Annotated in this window: 19 protein-coding genes and 1 pseudogene; 14 read left to right on the top strand and 6 right to left on the bottom strand. The window is 49.7% G+C overall.

Features of this window, described 5'->3' with window-relative positions; translation table 11 throughout:
* The first annotated feature begins 4 nt into the window (after positions 1 to 4).
* Positions 5 to 691: a GntR family transcriptional regulator gene (locus RHD99_RS10725; protein WP_309878739.1), complete on the top strand. Its 687-nt coding sequence runs from the start codon at positions 5 to 7 to the stop codon at positions 689 to 691.
* Between the two features lie 45 nt (positions 692 to 736).
* On the opposite strand, the gene RHD99_RS10720 is transcribed toward RHD99_RS10725, so the two are convergent.
* The 5 genes and pseudogenes from RHD99_RS10720 to RHD99_RS10700 form a co-directional block, all read right to left on the bottom strand.
* Positions 737 to 2,188, bottom strand: coding sequence for a mannitol dehydrogenase family protein (locus RHD99_RS10720; protein WP_183269411.1), 1,452 nt, complete (start codon positions 2,186 to 2,188; stop codon positions 737 to 739).
* Positions 2,189 to 2,359: 171 nt separating this feature from the next.
* Entirely contained in the window at positions 2,360 to 3,763 is a 1,404-nt protein-coding gene (locus tag RHD99_RS10715; RefSeq protein WP_309878738.1) for an MFS transporter, read from the bottom strand.
* A 62-nt stretch (positions 3,764 to 3,825) separates the two neighbouring features.
* The gene (locus RHD99_RS10710; RefSeq protein ID WP_309878736.1) at positions 3,826 to 4,839 is read right to left on the bottom strand and encodes a Zn-dependent oxidoreductase; all 1,014 of its coding nucleotides are present in this window, start codon (positions 4,837 to 4,839) and stop codon (positions 3,826 to 3,828) included.
* 15 nt (positions 4,840 to 4,854) lie between these two features.
* Positions 4,855 to 6,068 (bottom strand): annotated as a pseudogene (rspA, locus tag RHD99_RS10705) (starvation-sensing protein RspA).
* 190 nt (positions 6,069 to 6,258) lie between these two features.
* Entirely contained in the window at positions 6,259 to 6,585 is a 327-nt protein-coding gene (locus RHD99_RS10700) for a YnfA family protein (protein WP_183269415.1), read from the bottom strand.
* A 108-nt stretch (positions 6,586 to 6,693) separates the two neighbouring features.
* Between RHD99_RS10700 and RHD99_RS10695 the strand changes: the two genes are divergently transcribed.
* The gene (locus RHD99_RS10695; RefSeq protein WP_183269416.1) at positions 6,694 to 7,044 is read left to right on the top strand and encodes a DUF1283 family protein; all 351 of its coding nucleotides are present in this window, start codon (positions 6,694 to 6,696) and stop codon (positions 7,042 to 7,044) included.
* A gap of 61 nt (positions 7,045 to 7,105) precedes the next feature.
* On the top strand, positions 7,106 to 7,663 hold the full coding sequence (speG, locus tag RHD99_RS10690) for a spermidine N1-acetyltransferase (RefSeq protein WP_183269417.1): 558 nt from the start codon (positions 7,106 to 7,108) through the stop codon (positions 7,661 to 7,663).
* A 116-nt stretch (positions 7,664 to 7,779) separates the two neighbouring features.
* On the opposite strand, the gene RHD99_RS10685 is transcribed toward speG, so the two are convergent.
* Positions 7,780 to 8,820 (bottom strand): oxidoreductase, encoded by a 1,041-nt coding sequence (locus RHD99_RS10685; protein WP_309878735.1) that lies wholly within the window; start codon positions 8,818 to 8,820, stop codon positions 7,780 to 7,782.
* Between the two features lie 280 nt (positions 8,821 to 9,100).
* On the opposite strand from RHD99_RS10685, the gene ydgT reads away from it, so the two are divergent.
* From ydgT to gstA, 11 genes are all read left to right on the top strand, one after another.
* Complete coding sequence (ydgT, locus tag RHD99_RS10680; protein WP_183269419.1) at positions 9,101 to 9,316, top strand: transcription modulator YdgT; 216 nt, start codon at positions 9,101 to 9,103, stop codon at positions 9,314 to 9,316.
* A 93-nt stretch (positions 9,317 to 9,409) separates the two neighbouring features.
* A complete protein-coding gene (locus tag RHD99_RS10675) occupies positions 9,410 to 9,862 on the top strand; it encodes a DUF2569 domain-containing protein (protein WP_183269420.1) in 453 nt (150 codons plus the stop codon).
* An 80-nt stretch (positions 9,863 to 9,942) separates the two neighbouring features.
* Complete coding sequence (gene rsxA, locus RHD99_RS10670) at positions 9,943 to 10,524, top strand: electron transport complex subunit RsxA (RefSeq protein ID WP_183269421.1); 582 nt, start codon at positions 9,943 to 9,945, stop codon at positions 10,522 to 10,524.
* Complete coding sequence (rsxB, locus tag RHD99_RS10665) at positions 10,524 to 11,102, top strand: electron transport complex subunit RsxB (RefSeq protein WP_309878734.1); 579 nt, start codon at positions 10,524 to 10,526, stop codon at positions 11,100 to 11,102. The genes rsxA and rsxB overlap by 1 nt, the downstream gene beginning before the upstream one ends.
* Positions 11,095 to 13,182 carry an electron transport complex subunit RsxC gene (gene rsxC, locus RHD99_RS10660; protein ID WP_309878732.1) on the top strand — a complete coding sequence of 696 codons (2,088 nt, stop codon included), beginning with the start codon at positions 11,095 to 11,097 and terminating at the stop codon, positions 13,180 to 13,182. The genes rsxB and rsxC overlap by 8 nt, the downstream gene beginning before the upstream one ends.
* Positions 13,183 to 14,232, top strand: coding sequence for an electron transport complex subunit RsxD (gene rsxD / locus RHD99_RS10655; protein WP_309878731.1), 1,050 nt, complete (start codon positions 13,183 to 13,185; stop codon positions 14,230 to 14,232). It begins immediately after the preceding gene.
* Positions 14,233 to 14,241: 9 nt separating this feature from the next.
* Positions 14,242 to 14,868, top strand: a complete 627-nt coding sequence (gene rsxG, locus RHD99_RS10650) for an electron transport complex subunit RsxG (protein ID WP_309878730.1) — start codon at positions 14,242 to 14,244, stop codon at positions 14,866 to 14,868.
* On the top strand, positions 14,865 to 15,551 hold the full coding sequence (locus tag RHD99_RS10645; RefSeq protein WP_183269426.1) for an electron transport complex subunit E: 687 nt from the start codon (positions 14,865 to 14,867) through the stop codon (positions 15,549 to 15,551). The genes rsxG and RHD99_RS10645 overlap by 4 nt, the downstream gene beginning before the upstream one ends.
* A complete protein-coding gene (gene nth, locus RHD99_RS10640; RefSeq protein WP_270145205.1) occupies positions 15,551 to 16,186 on the top strand; it encodes an endonuclease III in 636 nt (211 codons plus the stop codon). Before RHD99_RS10645 ends, nth begins: the two co-directional genes overlap by 1 nt.
* Before the next feature lie 614 nt (positions 16,187 to 16,800).
* Complete coding sequence (gene dtpA, locus RHD99_RS10635; protein WP_309878728.1) at positions 16,801 to 18,306, top strand: dipeptide/tripeptide permease DtpA; 1,506 nt, start codon at positions 16,801 to 16,803, stop codon at positions 18,304 to 18,306.
* Positions 18,307 to 18,416: 110 nt separating this feature from the next.
* Entirely contained in the window at positions 18,417 to 19,019 is a 603-nt protein-coding gene (gene gstA / locus RHD99_RS10630) for a glutathione transferase GstA (protein ID WP_309878727.1), read from the top strand.
* Positions 19,020 to 19,102: the final 83 nt, after the last annotated feature.

Below are 19,102 nucleotides of genomic sequence, written 5' to 3'. Positions count from 1 at the left end.
ACTAATGCTACCGCCAACTTTGCTAAATCCTACCCAACCTGTTAACCAGCAAATCTACCGTATTTTGCGTCGGGATATTGTTCGTTGCTTAATTCCGCCAGGAACACCGCTGTCCGAAAAAGAAGTGTCAATCCGCTTTGATGTTTCACGCCAACCCGTTCGTGAAGCCTTCATTAAACTGGCAGAAACAGGATTGGTGCAAATTCGCCCGCAGCGCGGCACTTACGTCAATAAGATTTCCGTCAGCCAGGTGAAAAACGGCTGCTTTGTTCGTGAAGCGATTGAATGTGCAGTAGCGAAGCGTGCGGCAAGGATGGCGACGGACGAGCATCTTTATCTGCTTGAGCAATTGCTGAACCAGCAACGTACAGCCATCGAGCGAAACCAACTGGATGATTTCTTCCAGCTAGATGATGAATTTCATCAGCAACTGGCACTGGTTGCCGATTGTCCCCTGTCCTGGGACACAGTGGAAAACATCAAAGCGACGATGGATCGAGTGCGTTATATGAGCCTTGAGCATGTCTCGCCACCCGAGATGTTGCTCGCTCAGCACTACGATATTTTTGACGCGTTGAAGCGCCATGATGAAGACGCAGTGGATCAAGCGATGCATCTCCATCTGCATGAGATAAGCCAGTCGATATTATTGATTCATCAAGAAAAACGCGATTGGTTTAGCGAAGAGTGATGTGAGAAAACTCGCCCGGTATCGGGCGAGATGAATAGGCGATTTTTAGAACTTAGCGACTGTTGCTTTTGCACCGTTTTCACGTAGCGCCAGATAACACTCCGTGACACGCTGAACAAATTTCTCGTTTGCTGGCAGGTCTTCACCAAAGATAGTTTTCAGCTCCAGCAGCGCTTTAACACGCGTCTCCCCTTCTTTACTTGCCGCCACCGCTTGCTGAATGGCAGGCAGCAATGGGTCACTCACTTCGATTGGATTACCCTGCTCGTCAACACCACCGACATAACGCATCCAACCAGCAACGCCCAGCGCCAGCAGATCAAACTGACTGCCGTTTGCCAGATGCCAGCGAATGGAGTCTAACCAACGCTGTGGCAGTTTCTGGCTGCCGTCCATGGCAATTTGCCAGGTGCGGTGGCGCAGCGCCGGGTTGGTATAACGCGCAATCAATGAATCGGCATATTTCGCCAGATCAACACCCTGCACTTTTAAAGTTGGCGCCTGCTGTTGCAGCATTAATGCGTGCGCAGTACGACGATAGTTCTCATCCTGCATACATTCAGAAATGTGCTGATAACCCGCCAGATAACCCAGGTATGCCAGGAATGAGTGGCTGCCGTTGAGCATGCGCAGTTTCATCTCTTCGTATGGCAGAACATCTTTCACCAGTTCTGCGCCCGCTTTTTCCCACTCAGGGCGGCCTGCAACAAAGTTATCTTCGATAACCCACTGACGGAACGGTTCACACGCCACCGCCGCTGGGTCAGCAACCCCTGTCGCCTGGGCAACTTGTTCCAGTGTTTCAGCGGTAACGGCTGGCACGATGCGGTCAACCATGGTGGATGGGAATGTCACATGAGTCCCAATCCACTCTGCCAATTCAGGGTTTAGCGCCTGTGCGTATGCCGTGATGACGTTACGGGTTACGTGGCCGTTTTCCGGCATGTTGTCGCAGGACATCACGCTAAACGCTGGCAGACCCGCAGCTTTACGACGAGCCAGTGCCTCGACAATCACACCAGGTGCGGATTTTGGCTGCTGCGGATTAGCGAGATCGTGCGCGATTAAAGGGTTGTCGAGCAGGATGGTGCCGGTTGCTGGAGTATGGCAGTAACCTTTTTCAGTCACGGTCAGGGAAACAATAGCAACGTGTGGCTGAGTCAGTGCGCTAAATACGGCTTCCAGCCCCTCAACCTGCGCATGTATGGCTTCTTTCACCACACCCACAACGCGGCAATGCCAGGCCTCAGCAGACATTTCTGCCACGCTATAGAGGTTGTCTTGCTTCTTCAAATCAGCAATTTGCTGCTCGCCACCAATCAAATTGACTTCACAGTAACCCCAGTCGCTGCCATGTTCATTAGCCAAAATGTCGGCGTAAACTGCCTGATGCGCGCGATGGAATGCGCCAAAACCAAGATGAACAATGCGTGTAACCAGTTTATTACGGTCATATTTCGGGAGAATAGCTTTTGCTGATAAGAGCTTGTTTTCCATTTTTAAAACTCGCTGTGTAGTAACGTGAGGACAGCTACAGACTACCTGCTATGGTAGTCTGCATTTTGATTTGAATTAAACTTTGGTTATTTGGTATGACACGAATTTGAAAGTTGTATAACAGGATCGCATTTTCGATGTCTGCCGAACCTTGAACCTGTGGCGAAACCCTTAATAGCTTCTGACCCCCGCGATCACAGCAGCCTTTTTCGGTGTTTCTGCCGCATCTTCAGCCAGGCTGAGATCCCGGTCTTTCACTTCCGGCATCAATATCGCTGCCAGTAAGCCAATCGTTGAGTAGGCAATCATCATGGCGACAATTGGCCACCAGGAACCCGTCATGTTGACGAAAATGCCTGCGAGAACCGGACCAAATCCGACCGCGACCAGGCCGCCCGCCTCTTTAGAAATCGCCATTCGTGTAAATCGATTACGTGAACCGAACATTTCTGCCATGGTGATATTCTCCAGGGCAAATAATCCCAATACCGCAACGTTATGAATAATAATAATTGAGGCCATAATAACGTTAACATCATTGCTCTTATCAACAATCATCGACAGCATTGGCCAGGCAAGAATAATGGCTGAAATATTGACGATAATATAAGGGATGCGACGGCCTATTTTATCTGATAACCAGCCTAAGAACGGAATAGTCATAAAACCAATAATAGAGCTAATCATTAACGCGTCAGTCGGAATCTTTTTCTCGAACAATAATGTCTGGACTAAATATCCTGCCAGGAAGGTTTGAATTAAACCTGAGTTCCCGGCTTGACCAAAACGCAATCCTGTTGCAAGCCAGAATGATTTACTGGTAAACATTGCGCCAAGAGAGTGAGTCTCATCAGCTACCGGTTTTGCCACCGCAACGTTTTCAGTGTCGTCATTAACTTTCTCAAACACAGGGCTTTCTTTGAGGTTCATACGCAACCAGATGGCAAAAATCATTACCACCACGCTCGCCAGAAACGGTACGCGCCAACCCCATGCCAGCAGCTCTTCTTTCGGAAGGACGAAGAACATCACAGCCCAAATTGCCGTGGCCGATAGCGTTCCGCAGTTGGTCCCCATAGCCACCAAAGAGGAGATAATGCCGCGTTTTCCTTTGGGCGCATACTCTGCAAGCATGGTCCCAGCCCCGGAAATTTCAGCACCCGCCCCCAACCCTTGAATAATACGTAACAACACCAGCAGCATCGGCGCAAAAATACCGATTTGTGCATACGTTGGGAGCACACCGATTAAGGTGGTGCAAATCCCCATCATTGTAATAGTGATAAACAGAACTTTCTTACGCCCAATAGTATCGCCCATTCGGCCAAAGAAAAATGCACCAGCGATGCGTGCTATATAACCGGCACCATAGGTTCCCATCGCCAATATTAATGCCATAGCAGCAGATTGCTCGGGGAAAAATATTTCATGAAAAACTAATGCCGCACCTAATGAATATAACTGAAAGTCCATAAATTCAAGTGCAGTACCGAGCCAACCGGAAACGGCGGCCTTAACTAAATCACCCGTACTTCTTTCCGGTTGATTATTTTTAATATCAATAGAAGTATTCATATTTCTGTTCTCAGCAATTTGTCGTTGTAGGGACAGCAAATCTTTAGATACAGATGGGGGAATCAGAACGTCAGCAATACCTTGCAGCACTGCTTTTGGTCTTTCTCAAATATCTCCATTGCATCAACTACTTGCATGTAATTGAACTGATGGGTGATTAATTTCTCCGGGTTTATTTTTTTCTGTGTCATCCAGTCAATCACCATTGGGAAGCGATTGCTGTTGAGTCGTGAGCTATATATTGCGAGCTCTTTACTGGTGATCGCTTGTTGATTCAACACGCAAGGGTCAGATGAAAAGCCCATAATGCCGATGCGTGCAGCGGGAGAGGCAAGCGCGATGGCTTCCGGTAAAATGGCCGGATGACAGGCCGCATCAATGATCAGTGTGGGGCGTATTCCCAGACGCTCAAGTTCTGCGCGCAAATCCAGGCGGGTATTATTGATAACGCGATCGGCTCCGTTTGCTTTCGCCATCGCAAGACGCTCGTCGATACGGTCTACGACGATAATCTCTTTTACATGATACACGCCGCGCAATGCCTGGATTGACGTCAAGCCCATCGGCCCAGCCCCGTAAATCATTGCGATGTCCAGTGGGCCTGGATTCATTTGGCTACAGATATTAGCGGCAATGGTGAACGGCTCCACCATCGTGGCTTCATTATCAGAAATGTTATGCGGTACGACGTGGGCATTCCTCGCGGGCAAGGTGATAAATTCACTAAAACCACCGTCGCGGTGAACACCAATAACCTGAAGTTCCGTACAAACATTGGGTCGCCCGACTAAACACGGATAGCACTGGCCGCAGCTCACGACCGGATCACCCACTACGCGCTCCCCGATACGCGATGGTTCAACCCCTTCGCCAACGGCATCAATATGACCAAAGAACTCGTGGCCGATGACGCGTGGGTATTTAGCGAACGGATTATGGCCGCGATAAATATGTATGTCAGAGCCACAAATACCGGCACTGCTGACACGAATACGCACTTCTCCTGGCAGGGGCTGTGGAACAGGACGCTCTTCAATAACCAACTTTTCTGGTTGCTGTATGGTGATGCTTTTCATCGTTTAGTTTCCTTATTACCAATTCCACAAGGTGCCATCTTCGAGACGAGCAACCGGCAAATATGCAGGTTCATAGGGGTATTTCGCCGCCAGTTTTTCATCGAACTCAATTCCGATACCCGGCTTTTCACCTGGGTGCATATAGCCGTTATCAAACGTCCAGGTATGCGGGAACACTTCAAGCATTTGCTCGGAATACCCCATATATTCCTGTACGCCAAAGTTCGGCACCCACAGGTCAAAGTGCAACGCCGCCGCCATACAAACTGGCGAAAGGTCTGATGGCCCATGCGAGCCGGTACGCACTTGATACAGCGAAGCAAAATCGGCAATTCGGCGCATCCCGCTAATCCCCCCGCGTGGGTGATAGTCGTGCGGATGTAATCGATAAGCTGTTCTTCAATAAGCTGTTTACAGTCCCAGATGCTGTTAAACACCTCCCCTACGGCAATGGGGGTAACGGTGTGTTGGCGAATCAAACGGAAGCATTCCTGGTTTTCCGCCGGAGTGGGATCTTCCATCCAGAACAGACGGTGATCTTCAATGCTTTTCCCAAAGCGAGCGGCTTCGATTGGCATCAAACGGTGGTGCATGTCATGCAATAAATGTTCATTGAAACCAAATTTATTACGCACGGCATCGAATAGCTTTGGCGTGAAATCGAGGTATTTTTCACTGGACCACAACTGCTCTTCTGGCCAGTCACCTTTTGTTGCAGGCTCGTAAGCCAATCCTTTACCTTTCGCCATGCCGTAGGTGGTTTTCATGCCTGGCACGCCGCACTGCACGCGAATCGCTTTGTAGCCCATCTCTTTATGACGCGCGTAGTCGTCCAGTACCTCATCAATGGAATGGCCGGTGGTGTGGCAATAAACCATGACCCCTTCACGGGATGCGCCGCCCAGTAATTGATACAACGGCATGTTGGCGGCTTTAGCTTTGATATCCCACAACGCCACGTCGACCGCAGAAATTGCCGACATGGTAACGGGTCCGCGACGCCAGTAAGCGCCTTTGTAAAAGAACTGCCAGATGTCTTCGATGCGATGTGCATCGCGACCCATTAGCTGCGGGCACACATGATCTTTCAGATATGAAGCAACAGAAAGCTCGCGGCCATTTAAGGTGGCGTCGCCAAGCCCGGTAATCCCTTCATCGGTAGTGATTTTCAGCGTGACAAAGTTACGCCCAGGACACGTGACAAATACTTCTGCTTTTACAATCTTCATTCGGACTCCCTGACGGCAAATGAGGTGTACGGTGTTCAATGAAGGTTAAACTACACACGCAAATACTACCATACAAGTAGTCTTATGATGATTTCTTGCACTGTGTCACAATTAACTTGTGACACCGATAAAGGGAATTAACCGATTTGAGAAGAGACAGAAAAGAACGAACAATGAGGGAAAAGTGGAATCAGGTACGTGACCATCCAGCAACGATGATCAACATGCCGCAGAAGGCGACGGTTGCGCCAACCCAATCGAAGACGCTCAATTTTACGCCATCGACCCAGCGTAACCATAGCAACGCGGTCACAACATAGACCCCACCGTACGCGGCATAAACACGCCCACTCGCGGCTGGATGCAACGTGAGTAACCAGACAAACATCGCCAGGGAGAACGCCGCGGGAATCAGCAACAACGGCGATCCCTCGCGTTTTAACCACAGCCAGGGTAAAAAACAGCCGATGATTTCAGCCAGGGCTGTTGTAAAAAAAAGTAAGGTTGTTTTGATCATCTTTAACCTTGTCTGGAATAATGGGCTAATACATGGTCGCGTTGGTCCGCGCCAGTCTCAATGGTACATTTACTTCAACAAAGAGCGTCACCCTAAAAGGAAAATGCAATGAACACAAATCTTCGCAAACGTCTGTCCGTGGCAACACTGCCGCTGGCGCTGTTGCTAAGTGCATTTGCGTTTGTTCAACCAGCCAATGCCCAGACAAACAAGCTGATTATTGAATCTGGTGACAATGCGCAGACTCGCCAGGATGCGGCGATGGACAAAGAGCAATGGAATGACACACGTAACTTGCGCCAGAAAGTGAACAAACGGACCGAGAAAGAGTGGGATAAAGCCGATACTGCTTTTGACGCGCGTGATAATTGCCAAAAAAGTGCCAATATCAACGCCTATTGGGAACCAAACACCCTGCGTTGTCTTGATCGCAAAACCGGCCGCGATGTCGCACCGTAACACAGTACCGTAGTCAACAAGGCTTCTGTCCAGAAGCCTTGAAACTTTGAAAGGAACTCACATGTCCCAAGAGCTGCAAATCAAACTTCGCCCCCTGGAACGCGAAGATCTTCGTTTCGTCCACCAACTGGACAACAACGCAAGCGTGATGCGCTACTGGTTTGAAGAACCCTACGAAGCATTTGTCGAGCTGTCCGACCTGTACGACAAACATATTCACGACCAAAGTGAGCGGCGTTTTGTTATTGAATGTAATGGTGAAAAAGCCGGTCTGGTTGAATTAGTCGAAATTAATCATGTTCACCGCCGCGCCGAGTTCCAGATTATTATTTCACCTGACTATCAAGGCAAAGGGCTGGCATCACGAGCTGCGAAGCTTGCGATGGATTACGGGTTTATGGTGTTGAACCTGTACAAACTGTATTTAATTGTTGATAAAGAAAATGCGAAAGCCGTGCATATTTATAAGAAATTGGGCTTTATGGTGGAAGGCGAATTAATCCACGAATTCTTTATTAATGGTGAATACCGCAACACTATCCGTATGTGTATTTTCCAGCATCAGTATCTGGCGGAGCACAAAAAGAGCGGAAATATGTTAAAACCCACCGCGCAATAATCAGTCATCTTGTCGTTCGGGTAACACACCCGTCAATCGCGCAGTAATAGGGTGGATGGCGCAAACGCTCATCCACCCTAAAAGTCGCATTCATCTGCCGTTCACGGCGTGCCGCGTTATGCCAGATTCAGCGTAGCGCGATGCTTTGCGGATTCCATACCCAGTTCAATCATTTCCATGACCTGAATAGCTTGAGCTGCCGGAACCGGATTTTCACCGTGTCCGGTGAGTGCATCGCGAATAGCGGCATAGTACGCAGGATAATTACCCGGCACCGTTAGCAACGTCTGTTCGTTCATCACTTCACCCTGTGCCAGCGTCAGAACGCCGTCACGCATATCGTAACCCCAGTCTTCCTGCGGCAAACGCTCGCCCGCTTTCAGGCGGTCTTCCTGTGGGTCCAGACCGTATTTGATATAGCTGCCTCGAGCCCCATGCACGATATAACGAGCCGTTTCTGCCGCCGCCAGTAAGGTGCCGTGCAGGACAACGCGGCGTTGTGGATACGCCAGTACAGCATGGAAGTAGTCGGTCGCTTGCGCACCTGGGCGAAGCTGGCCTAAATCCACGGTCAGGCTCACCGGTAACCCGAAAAGATTCAGCGCCTGGTCGATAAGATGCGGTCCTAAGTCATACCAGATGCCGCTGCCTACGCCGGCCTGCTCACGCCAGCGATTGCGAACTTGCGGGCGATAACGGTCGAAGTGCGATTCAAAATAGGCAACTTCTCCCAGGGTGCCTTCGGCTAACAGCCCTTTGAGGGTTAAGAAATCACTGTCCCAACGGCGGTTATGAAACACCGAAAGCAACAAACCGCAGCATTTTGCCAGCGCATCTAATTCACGAGCTTGTGACAACGTCACGGTAAACGGTTTATCGACCACCACGTGTTTGCCTGCTTCCAGAGCCGCTTTGGCCAACGGGAAGTGGGTATCATTTGGGGTTGGGATGACAATCAGGTCGATATTAGGGTCATTGAACAAATGATGAGGGTCAGAGACGACCGGCATGTTTGGCCAGTCAGCATGAACTTTCGTGGCATCACTGCTGGAAACCCCGGCCAAAACCATACCTGGCGTACCGACAATTAATGGCGCATGGAAGGTTTTGCTGGCGTAACCGTAACCGATTAGTCCGACACGAATGTTATCACTCATTTGCTTTCCTCATGATTATTTGACGGCTCATTTGACACCATCCCAGTGATTGTAACAACAGGTAATTATATTGTTGCGTGTTAGTTGCATGTTCGCCAGGCGACCGTCAATCAAAAGGACATCTGGAGAGGATTCGTGTGGCCGCGGCTAATTGAAAAATCCTAAAAAGCCCATCAGGGAGTATTTATTGATTTTTAATGCATGGATACCGTTTATTATTCATGCATAACGAATACACCTCGTACCTACTCCTCATTTATTGTATGGATAACAGCCGCCCATGACTGCTCTCGACTATTTAATGAAGTTTCGCAAAATCAGCTCATCTGAAAGCCTGGAAAAACTGTTTGATCACCTCAATTACAATCTTACGGATAATAATGAGCTGATGAATATGTATCGCGCAGCCGATCATCGTCGTGCTGAATTAGTCTCGGGCGGGCGTCTGTTTGATTTAGGCTGCGTGCCAAAATCGGTCTGGCGCTATGTGATCTAGCCTCTCTCAGGTAGCAAAGCGCTGAAAAAACCTTATAATCCTCCCGCCTTATGATTCACATAAGGAAAGTTTCACACTTTTTCGGGAGGTAATATGACGACCATGCAAGAACCCACGCAAGCACCCCGTATTGCAGGCTGGCTTCTGGCCCCTCTCGCCTGGCTTTTGATGACGCTTCTCAGCAGTACAATTGCGCTGGCCATTTATCTTATGATGCTCATCTCCCCAGAAAGCCATCGACTTATGAGCGCGCAAGGCCCCAAAATGGTGATCTTTTGGTATACCTCGATTGCCTGCGCGATTGCTATGTGGGGCTATACCATGTGGTTGACGATTGCCTTCTTCAAACGTCGTAAGAATGTGGTACGTCATTATATTTTTTGGTTATTGTTGTCAGTACTGTTAGCGATTAAAACCTTCGCATTTTCCCCAGTAAGTGACACGCTGGCATTACGTCAGTTGATGTTTCCTTTATTGGCTGCTGCCTTGTTGGTTCCTTACCTCAAGCGCTCAAGCCGTGTGAAGCAAACATTTATTAAGCCGTAATAACCTTATAAACACCCCGTTGTCGTTATTGGCCAGTTGGCCGATAATAGGCGGCTTTTTTTTGGTTTCAGGTCTTATTCATGACAGATTATTTGCTGCTCTTTGTTGGCACGGTGCTGGTCAATAACTTCGTATTGGTGAAGTTTCTTGGTCTGTGTCCGTTTATGGGGGTTTCCAAAAAACTGGAGACCGCCATCGGCATGGGGCTGGCGACCACTTTTGTACTGACGCTGGCTTCTATTTGCGCCTGGCTGGTCAATGAGTTGATCCTTGTTCCTCTCGACTTGGTCTATTTGCGCACGCTGGCCTTTATTCTGGTGATTGCCGTCGTCGTGCAATTTACCGAAATGGTGGTTCGCAAAACCAGTCCGGCACTCTATCGCCTGCTGGGAATATTTTTGCCACTCATTACCACGAACTGTGCGGTGCTGGGTGTTGCGTTGCTCAACATCAATCTGGGCCACAACTTCCTGCAATCAGCACTCTATGGCTTTTCAGCAGCGGTTGGTTTTTCGCTGGTGATGGTGCTATTTGCGGCCATTCGCGAACGCATGGCCGTCGCCGATGTGCCCGCACCTTTTCGCGGCAACGCTATTGCGCTGATCACTGCTGGCTTGATGTCTTTGGCCTTTATGGGCTTTAGCGGATTGGTTAAGTTCTGATGAGTACTATTTGGATTGCTGTGCTTGCATTGGGCCTTTTAGGCCTGGTATTTGGGCTAATACTCGGTTACGCCTCACGCCGTTTTCTCGTTGAAGAAGACCCGATCGTCGATAAAATTGATGAATTGCTGCCGCAAAGTCAGTGCGGCCAGTGTGGCTATCCAGGCTGTCGCCCTTACGCAGAAGCCGTAGGAAACCAGGGTGCGAATATCAACCTGTGCGCCCCTGGTGGTGAAGCTGTTATGCACAAAATTGCCACGTTACTGAACGTCGATCCACAACCTATTGGTGGCGATGGCCAGGCTCAGGAACCGGTCAGAATGCTGGCGGTTATCGATGAGCCCAATTGTATCGGTTGTACCAAGTGCATTCAGGCTTGCCCGGTTGACGCCATTGTTGGCGCGACGCGTGCCATGCATACCGTTATTAGTGACCTTTGCACCGGATGCAATTTATGTGTCGACCCGTGCCCAACGCGCTGTATTGAATTACGCCCGGTCGAAACCACCACAGAAAGCTGGAAGTGGGATCTGCAAACCATCCCGGTTCGACTGATTCCGGTGGAGCAACATGTTTAAGCTATTTACCCGTTTCAACAAAGATAAAATCTGGGATTTTGATGGCGGCATTCATCCGCCAGAAATGAAAACTCAGTCAAACGGCACACCGTTACGCCAGGTTCCTTTACCTCAAAAACTGGTTATCCCGTTAAAGCAGCATATTGGTGCTGAAGGCGAGCTGTGCGTAAAACCCGGTGATTATGTTCTGCGCGGTCAACCTTTGACTCGCGGGCGTGGTCGCATGCTTCCGGTTCATGCCCCAACCTCAGGAACCGTTACCGCCATTGCGCCCCACTCCACTGCTCATCCTTCAGCGCTGGCAGAGTTGAGTGTCATTATTGAAGCCGATGGCGAAGATAAGTGGATTGAACGTGATGGCTGGCAAGACTATCTCTCCCGCAGCCGCGAAGAGCTGATTGAGCGTATTCATCAGTTTGGTGTGGCCGGTTTGGGTGGCGCTGGCTTCCCTACCGGTAATAAATTGCAGGGTGGCGGGGATAAGATTGATACGCTGATTATCAATGCTGCTGAGTGCGAACCGTACATTACTGCCGACGATCGTCTGATGCAGGACTGTGCCGCGCAAATCATCGAAGGTGTACGCATCCTCGCGCATATCCTGAAACCCCAACGCGTATTAATCGGGATTGAAGACAACAAACCGCAAGCGATTTCAATGCTGCGTGCGGTGTTATGCGACACCCACGGTATTCAACTGCGCGTGATCCCGACTAAATATCCGTCCGGTGGCGCGAAACAACTGACCCAAATTCTGACGGGCAAGCAGGTTCCCCAGGGTGGGCGTTCTTCTGATATTGGCGTATTAATGCAAAACGTCGGTACAGCCTTCGCGGTGAAACGCGCCATTATCGACGGTGAACCTTTAACCGAACGCGTGGTGACGTTAACCGGCGAGGCGGTTCAGCAGCCAGGGAATGTCTGGGCGCGGCTGGGGACCCCAGTCCGCCATCTACTCGATTTCGCCGGTTTCCGACCAGGCCATGATCAACAAGTGATTATGGGCGGCCCACTGATGGGCTTTAGTCTGCCGTGGCTTGATGTGCCGGTGGTTAAAATCACCAACTGCTTGCTGGCCCCATCGGCCAATGAAATGGGTGAACAGCAAGAAGAACAGAACTGCATTCGTTGCAGCGCGTGCGCCGATTCCTGCCCTGCCGATTTACTGCCACAACAGCTTTACTGGTTTAGCCGCGGGCAGCAGCACGATAAAGCACAAGCGCATAACCTCAAAGACTGTATCGAGTGCGGAGCTTGCGCTTATGTATGCCCAAGCAACATTCCACTGGTGCAATATTTCCGCCAGGAAAAGGCGGAGATCCGCGAAATAGAGCTCGAAGCAAAACGAACGGCGGAAGCAAAAATTCGTTTTGAAGCTCGCCAGGCACGTCTTGAGCGTGAAAAAGCGGCCCGACTTGAGCGCCATAAAAAGGCTGCTGTTCAGCCCACAGCGCAAGATAACGATGCCATTCAGGCAGCCCTTGCGCGCGTGAAAAACAAACAAGCGCAAAGCCATGAGCCTATTGTGATTCAGGCAGGAAGTTTGCCTGATAACCAACAAGTCATCGCTGCTCGTGAAGCACGCAAAGCGCAGGCTCGCGCTCGTCAGGCAGAGAAAGAATCGCAAATTAGCGTGGCAGAAACACAGACAAACGATCCGCGCAAAGCGGCAGTCGAAGCGGCTATTGCCCGGGCTAAAGCACGTAAAGCGGCGCAAGCCGATGAATCTGCGCCTGTTGTCAAAACCGCTGAAGTGGCAAACGTCGAATCCGTTGACCCACGCAAAGCCGCCGTCGAAGCCGCTATTGCCCGAGCTAAAGCACGTAAAGCCGCGCAAGCCGGTGAATCTGCGCCTGTTGCTAAAAGCGCTGAAGTGGTAAACGTCGAACCCGTTGACCCACGCAAAGCCGCCGTTGAAGCCGCTATTGCCCGGGCTAAAGCACGTAAAGCGGCTAAGACTACTGAGGAATCTGTAGAAGAAGCCGCAGAAGAACAAGATCCGCGCAAAGCCGCGGTTGCCGCAGCTATCGCCCGAGTCCAGGCACGAAAAGCAGCGCAACAAATGGCATCAGAGGAATAGATGGTTTTCAAGATAGCAAGCTCCCCTTATACCCATAACCAACGCAGCACTTCACGGATTATGCTGCTGGTAACCTGTGCCTGCGTGCCGGGAATGGCAATGCTTTGGTACTGGTTCGGTTGGGGCAGCCTGGTGCAAATCGCATTAGGTGTCCTGACGGCCGTCGCCGCAGAACTGCTGGTGATCAAACTTCGTAAGCAACCGCTGAGAATTCTGAGTGACAATTCAGCTGCGTTAACCGGCCTGCTGTTAGGCATGAGTATTCCACCGCTTGCCCCATGGTGGATGGTGATCCTCGGTACCGTATTCGCGGTTATAATCGCTAAACAGTTATATGGCGGGCTTGGCCACAACCCATTTAACCCGGCAATGGTCGGTTACGTGGTGTTGCTGATTGCCTTTCCGGTACAAATGACATCGTGGCTCCCACCACAGTCGCTTGCCGCTACGGTGCCTGGTTTTGCCGATTCGTTACATGTGATTTTTTCGGGTGCCACTGCTGCGGGTGACAGCATGTCGCAACTCCGCATGGGCATTGATGGCATAAGCCAGGCCACACCACTTGATACCTTTAAAACTGGGTTGCGTGCCGGACATTCCGCAACATCCGTAATGCAGGCTCCTATTTATACGGGCGCACTGGCTGGAATTGGCTGGCAATGGGTCAATCTGGCATTCCTGGCAGGTGGCGTCTTCTTATTGATGAAAGGCGCAATTCGCTGGCATATTCCGGTCAGTTTCCTGATAACGCTGGCGGTGTGTGCCACGCTGGGTTGGATGTTTTCCCCTGAAAAATGTGCTTCGCCGGTCATTCACCTGTTCTCTGGTGCAACGATGTTGGGTGCATTTTTCATTCTTACCGACCCTGTTACCGCATCGACAACGAATCGTGGGCGTTTGATTTTTGGCGCCCTGGCGGGGGTTTTAGTGTGGCTAATTCGTACCTACGGCGGTTATCCAGATGGCGTTGCGTTTGCCGTGTTGCTGGCAAATATTACCGTCCCATTGATTGATTACTACACCCGTCCTCGAGCTTATGGACACCGCTAAGGAAATGTCATGCTGAAAACAATGCAAAAACATGGCGTTACTTTGGCGCTGTTTGCCGTACTGGCTACGGGTCTGACGGCAGTGGTCAATGCCCTGACCAAAGACACCATCGAACAACAGGCAGTTGCGCAGCAAAAGCTGTTGTTTAACCAGGTTATTCCGGCTGATAGCTACGACAATGATATTCAAACTAGCTGTGTGGTCGTTAATAATTCGCCGTTAGGAACAGGCACACACCATATTTATGTGGCACGTCTTGGCGAACAGCCCGTTGCCGTGGTGATGGAAGCAACAGCACCAGATGGCTATTCTGGCGCGATTCAATTGCTGGTCGCGGCTGATTTTAACGGCAAAGTATTAGGTTCGCGCGTCACGGAACATCATGAAACACCGGGCCTTGGCGATAAAATCGAAACACGACTGAGTAACTGGATTACCTATTTTTCTGGTAAAACCATTCAAGGTAGTGATGACGCAAGCTGGGCGGTTAAAAAAGATGGTGGCCAGTTTGACCAGTTCACGGGCGCGACTATTACACCTCGTGCCGTGGTTAATGCGGTAAAACGCGCGGGACTGTTCGCTAAAACATTACCCACGCAAATTGATAACCTGCCTGTTTGTGGAGCACAACCATGAGCGACGTAAAAGACATTATCGTTCAGGGGCTATGGAAAAATAACTCAGCCCTGGTTCAGCTGTTGGGTATGTGCCCTCTGCTGGCGGTAACCTCCACGGCCACCAACGCACTCGGTCTTGGCCTTGCGACTACGCTGGTGTTGGTATTGACCAACAGCGCGATTTCCGCGCTACGCCAGTGGGCTCCAGCAGAAATTCGCATTCCGATTTATGTGATGATCATTGCTTCGGTGGTGAGCATCGTACAGATGTTGATCAACGCTTACGCCTACGGCTTGTACCAGTCATTGGGGATTTTCATTCCATTGATTGTGACCAACTGTATCGTTATTGGCCGCGCCGAAGCATTTGCGGCTAAAAATAGCGTGCCCCTTGCCGCTCTGGATGGCTTAGCCATTGGTCTGGGGGCGACCAGCGCAATGTTTGTTTTAGGTTCGCTGCGTGAAATCATTGGTAACGGAACGTTGTTTGATGGGGCCGATGCGCTGCTGGGTAGCTGGGCTAAGGTGCTGCGTATTGAAGTCTTCCACACTGACACGCCTTTCCTGCTCGCGATGTTGCCACCGGGTGCATTCATCGGCCTGGGTTTAATGTTGGCAGTGAAGTATCTGATTGATGAAAAAATGAAAACGCGCCGCGCAGCGAAAGCTGCTGCACCTGAAGGGAATCCAGAGAAAGCGTAATGAATAAAGCCAAACGGTTAGAGATCCTCACACGTCTGCGTGATAACAACCCTCACCCGACCACAGAGTTACATTTCAGCTCCCCGTTTGAATTGTTGATATCGGTATTGCTGTCAGCACAAGCTACCGATGTCAGCGTCAATAAAGCCACGGCGAAGCTATATCCGGTGGCGAATACACCTCAGGCCATGCTCAACTTAGGTGTGGATGGCGTGAAGTCGTATATCAAAACCATTGGCCTGTTTAACAGTAAAGCCGAAAACGTCATCAAGACCTGCCGGATATTGCTCGAGCAACATAACGGTGAAGTGCCGGAAGACAGAGCAGCTCTGGAAGCCTTGCCCGGCGTGGGTCGTAAAACTGCAAACGTGGTGCTCAATACTGCGTTTGGTTGGCCCACTATCGCCGTCGACACCCACATTTTCCGCGTCTGTAACCGCACCAACTTCGCTCCAGGTAAAAATGTTGAGCAAGTTGAGGAAAAACTACTGAAGGTCGTTCCGGCAGAATTTAAAGTGGATTGCCATCATTGGTTAATTCTTCATGGGCGTTACACCTGCATCGCCCGTAAGCCCCGCTGTGGCTCATGTATCATTGAAGATCTCTGCGAATTCAAAGAGAAAGTTGATATCTAATCCGCTGCCTGCTTCTTATGAAGCGGGCGATATCTCTCCCTGCCTCCCATATCACTGCTAACAGCAGCAAATCCATTGATTTATTCTGCATATTATTACCGCTTCGTTTACTTCATCTGGTGTGTAATCACTCGAAGAGGTTAATCGTTTTTTTACGATAAGAATTTTCCATAACTATGTGACATAGATCACTTTGATAACTTGATGTTAAATTTAAGTCATCAAAATGAAATAAATAACCTCGTAATACACAGTGATAACCCAACTCAAGCAGTACAATAGCCTGCACAAATCTTTACATCTGGCCCATATCACTACACATTTGGCTGTAAAGCAGAATATATAACTAAATTGCGTTTATTTTAGCATTCGAGAAGAGAATAAATTGGTAAAGCGCATTTTGATAAAATTTAACGCTGAATAACAATTTGCTTTGCGGAGCTTTATCTCGCGCGAGATAAATGTAACAGGTTATTACAAACCTCTTGCCTGATGTCTCAGGATAGTGAACATTACCCGCCGTTTCCCCTTTCTTATAACTAAAAAAGCGAATGCATTCTCGGCATAGCGCTTAAAAATTCCTGTTAAATTGGGATGTAAAAAAAGAGGTATATGTGTCGACTGCAAACAAAAAACCAGCAGAAAGCGTTAGTCTGAATGCTTTCAAGCAACCTAAATCGTTCTACCTGATTTTCTCTATCGAATTATGGGAGCGTTTTGGCTACTACGGCCTCCAGGGCATTATGGCCGTGTACCTGGTCAAAATGCTGGGTATGTCCGAAGCTGACTCCATCACCCTGTTCTCTTCCTTCAGCGCACTGGTCTACGGGATGGTGGCGATTGGTGGTTGGTTAGGTGATAAAGTTCTCGGCACCAAGCGTGTCATTGTGCTCGGTACCATCGTACTGGCTATCGGTTACGCGCTGGTAGCTTACTCCGGTCACGATGTTGCTATCGTTTATATGGGTATGGCGACTATCGCTGTGGGTAACGGTCTGTTTAAGGCTAACCCGTCCTCCCTGCTTTCTACTTGCTATGAAAAGGATGATCCACGTCTGGACGGTGCATTTACCATGTACTACATGTCCATCAACATCGGTTCATTCTTCTCAATGCTTGCCACGCCATGGCTTGCGGCGAAATATGGCTGGAGCGTTGCGTTCTCTCTGAGCTTCGTGGGTATGCTTATCACCCTCGTAAACTTCATGTTCTGCAAGAAGTGGGTCAAGAACCACGGTTCCAAACCTGACTTCCAACCTGTTCACTTAGGTAAACTGGCAACCACTATTGTTGGTGTTCTGGTGCTGGTTACTGCGGCAACCTGGCTGCTGCACAACCAGGGTATCGCACGTATGGTTCTGGGCGTAGTCGCTCTGGGCATCGTGATTATCTTTGCGAAAGAAGCTTTCGCAATGCAGGGTGCTGCTCGTCGTAAGATGATTGTTGCGTTCATCCTGATGGTTCAGGCAATTGTATTCTTCGTGCTGTACAGCCAAATGCCAACCTCTCTGAACTTCTTTGCGATTCGTAATGTTGAGCACTCTATCCTGGGTGTGATGTTCGAACCTGAGCAGTTCCAGGCACTGAACCTGTTCTGGATTATGATTGGTAGCCCGATTCTGGCTGCAATCTATAACAAGATGGGCGACCGTATGCCGATGCCGCACAAGTTCGCATTCGGTATGGTTCTGTGTTCCCTGGCCTTCCTGGTGCTGCCACTGGGTGCTAAGTTCGCATCTGATGCCGGTATCGTATCTGTAAGCTGGTTAATTCTGAGCTATGCGCTGCAAAGTATCGGTGAGCTGATGATTTCCGGTCTGGGTCTGGCGATGGTTGCACAACTGGTTCCACAGCGTCTGATGGGCTTCATCATGGGTAGCTGGTTCCTGACTACCGCAGGTGCTGCAATTATTGCAGGTAAAGTTGCTAACCTGATGGCTGTACCTGAAAACGTTACAGATCCGCTGGTTTCTCTGGAAGTTTACGGTCGTGTGTTCATGCAGATTGGTATTGCTACGGCAGTTATCGCGATTCTGATGATGATCACCGCACCAAAACTGAGCCGTATGGCACAGAGTGACGAAAAAGCTGAAGCCGCTAAGGAAACAGCTACCGCGTAATGTAGCGGGAAACATAAAATTTTAAGCCGTTAGCTTCATGCTTAACGGCTTTTTTTTTATCTGAATGAGCACTACCATAGAGTATCTTTGCGCCCTATAGGAGTTCAGAAATGAAACTGTATTATAAAGCTGGTGCCTGTTCCCTCTCCCCTCATATTATCCTGCGTGAAACTGGTGTTGATTTCTCTCTGGTTAAAGTCGATTTAGCGGCGAAGAAAACTGAAGCGGGTGACGACTATCTCGACGTAAATGCAAAAGGACAAGTCCCCGCGCTGCTGCTTGATGATGGTTCACTGCTGACTGAAGGCGTGGCGATTGTGCAGTATCTGGCAGATAAAGTACCTGACCGCCAATTACTTGCACCTGCCGGGAGTATGACGCGCTACCACACGCTGGAGTGGCTCAACTACATCGCAACCGAGTTACATAAAGGTTTCTCACCGCTGTTCAATCCAGCCACACCGGAAGAGTTCAAACTCATCACTCGTGCGGCACTGGAAAAGAAATTCAGATACGTCAACGAAGAGCTCAATGATAAACAGTGGCTGATGGGGCTGCGCTTTAGTGTGGCAGATGCGTATCTGTTTACCGTGTTGCGCTGGGCGGATGCGGTGAAACTGAACATGGAAGGGCTAAGTAATATCGATGCGTTTATGGAACGAATGAAAGCGCGTCCGGCAGTAGCTGCTGCATTAACGGCTGAAGGAATTTAATTCGATGGGTTGTGCTTAGTCGGATAGCGCTGTTGTCTATCCGACCCATTGCCAGCAACTCAGAAGGCGGAATGACGCATGCG

Origin of the sequence: Buttiauxella selenatireducens (assembly GCF_031432975.1) — a bacterium.
Lineage (GTDB): Bacteria > Pseudomonadota > Gammaproteobacteria > Enterobacterales > Enterobacteriaceae > Buttiauxella > Buttiauxella selenatireducens.
This window is presented reverse-complemented; position numbering and strand designations above follow the sequence as displayed.